Source organism: Myxococcus sp. XM-1-1-1 (assembly GCF_020037095.1).
Lineage (GTDB): Bacteria > Myxococcota > Myxococcia > Myxococcales > Myxococcaceae > Myxococcus > Myxococcus fulvus.
This window is the reverse complement of sequence record NZ_JAIQDH010000059.1, coordinates 1-2,779: the sequence shown is the minus strand read 5'-3', so window position 1 is coordinate 2,779 and position 2,779 is coordinate 1. Positions and strand designations below refer to the sequence as shown.

Annotated in this window: 1 protein-coding gene; it reads right to left on the bottom strand. The window is 69.7% G+C overall.

From position 1 onward, the window contains the following. Window positions 1–2,779 (bottom strand): non-ribosomal peptide synthetase (locus K8640_RS42285; protein WP_223752266.1); only part of this gene is annotated, 2,779 nt, incomplete at both ends.

Below are 2,779 nucleotides of genomic sequence, written 5' to 3'. Positions count from 1 at the left end.
CCTTCCACCACCCCAGCTGCTTCTCCAGCACCTCCCCCTTCAGCCACTCCCGCTGCCATCTCGCGTAGTCCGCGTACCGCACGTCCAACGGTGTGCGCTCCACCGACTCCCCTCGCACCCTCGCCCCGTACCCCTCTCCCAGCTCCTTCTCCAGCAGCCCCACCGACCACCCGTCGAACACGATGTGATGCACCACCCACACCAGCACGTGTTCTTCATCCCCCACCTTCAACACCTTCGCCCTCAGCAGCGGCCCTCTCTCCAGGTCGAACGGGCGCTGGGCTTCCTCCTCCACCCTTTCCAGCACTTCCGCCGCGGCCACGGGCTCCACCTTCAGCGACAGCTCCACGTCCTCGTGGATTCGCTGCACCGGTTTCCCGTCCACCTCACCGAAGGTCGTCCGCAAGGACTCGTGCCTTCTCACCACGTCACGGAACGCGCCCTCCAGCGCGCCCACGTCCAGCCGACCCGAGAGCCGCACCGCGAAGGGCATGTTGTACGAGAAGCCCTCCGCATCGAGCTGCGAGAGGAACCACAGTCGCTGCTGCGCGAAGGACTGCTCCACCACGCCGTTGTGCGGTCTCCAGGTCAGCGCGGGCGGAGGTGCACCCCTCGCTTCCTCGAGGACATCCTCCAGGTGCTCGGCGAGCTGCGCCACCGTGGGCGATTCGAAGAGCACACGGACGGGGAGGTCTCGCCCCACCACGTCCTTCAAGCGGGACACCGCCTGGGTCGCGAGCAGCGAGTGCCCCCCCAGCTCGAAGAAGTGTGCCTCCACGCCCACGCGCTCCAAGCCGAGCAGCGGACCGAACACCTCCGCGACGACCCGCTCCATCGCCGTGCGTGGCGCCACGTCGCCACCGCGTGACTCCTCCACGCGCGGCACCGGCAACGCCTTGCGGTCCACCTTCCCCGTCGGGGCAATCGGCAACGCGGGGAGCGCGACGAAGGCCGAGGGCACCATGTACTCGGGCACCTTCGCCTGCAGGTGCGCGCGCAGCTCCGCCGGGGTCAGCGTGTGACCGTCCTGGAACACGACGTAGCCCACCAGGCGCCGGTCTCCCGGCACGTCCTCGCGCACCACCGCCACCGCGTCCCGCACACCGGGCAGCGCTCGCAGCACCACCTCCACCTCGCCCAGCTCGATGCGGAAGCCCCGCAGCTTCACCTGTCCATCCAGGCGCCCGAGGAACTCCAGGTTCCCGTCCGCCATCCACCGCGCCCGGTCTCCCGTGCGGTAGTAGCGCTCACCCGACGTGCCCTCGAGCGTGTCCGGGAGGAACCGGTCCGCGGTCAAATCGGGGCGGCCATGGTAGCCGTGCGCCAGACTCGCGCCCGCGACGCCCACTTCACCCGGGACACCGATGGGGCAGGGCTCGCCGTTCGCGTCCAACACGTACAGGCGCACGTTGGTGATGGGCACGCCCACCGGCGGAAGCGCGGGCCACGAGGAAGGAGGTCCCGAGGCCCGCCACGCGGTGACGACATGCGCCTCCGAGGGCCCGTACTGGTTCTCCAGCACGCATCCCGGGAGCCGCTCGAAGAAGGCCACGAGCGCGGGCGTCACCTGGAGCTGCTCTCCCGCCGTCACCACCTCCGTCAAGGGAGGCAGCACCTCCTCGGACGCAGCGGCGTCGCAGACCGCCTGGAGCGCGACGAAGGGGAGGTAGAGCCGCTCGACCTGGTGACGCACCATGTACCGGAGCATCGCGCCAGGATCCTGTCGCAGCGCCGGGGTGATGAGCAGGACGCGGCCACCCAGACACCAGGTGCCGAACATCTCCTGGAAGGAGACGTCGAAGTTGAGCGAGGCGAACTGGAGCGTCGTCGCGTCCGGCTTCACCGTCCGCTTCAGCAACCACCAGAGCATGTTGCCCACCGCGCGGTGGGACATGACGATGCCCTTCGGTCGCCCCGTGCTCCCGGACGTGTAGACGAAGTAGCAGTTCGTCTCCACGGAGAGGTCCACGCAAGGCGCGCTCGTGGGGCGGCGCGAGATGGCGGCGGCCTCGTCCTCCAGGCTCAACACCCGCGCCGACGTCCCCGAGGGCAGCGCGGAGACCAGGTGCGCCTGCGCCACCACCACCGGCGCCTCCGTGTCCTCCAACATCAGCCGCAGTCGCTCGGTGGGCCAGGTCGGGTCCAGGGGAAGGAAGGCCGCTCCGGCCTTGAGGGTGGCCAGCACCGCCACGGGCATCTCGAGGCTGCTCCGGTCCAGGCACAGCCCCACCGAGCCGTTGGGCGGCACCCCCAACGCCACCAGGTGATTCGCGAGCTGGTTCGCGCGGGCGTCCAGCTCCGCGTACGTCAACGAGCGCGTGCCGTCCGTCACCGCCTCCGCGTGAGGCGTCCGCGCCACCTGGGCCTCCACCCATTGGTGCATCAGGCCCGGCACATAGGTCGCGTCGCGACGCGCGCCCCACTCCACCAGCAGGTGCCGACGCTCCGTCGCATCGAGCAACGGGAGCGCGGAGATGGGCTGCTCCGAGGACTCCACCACCGCGTCGAGCAAGCGTCCGTAGTGGCCCGCCATCCGCGACACCGTCTCTTCGTCGAACAGGTCCGTGTTGTATTCCCAGAACGTCACCAGCCCGCGCGGCGTCTCCCACGCGAACAGCGTGAGGTCGAACTTCGACACGCCCGGCTCGAAGTCGAGTTCCTCCGACGTGACTCCTTCGAGCGCCAGGGGCGCCAGTTCGCCGGGCATGACGAACATGACCTGGAAGAGCGGTGAGCGGCTCAAATCCCGGCTCGGCTGCAGCGCGTCCACCACCTGCTC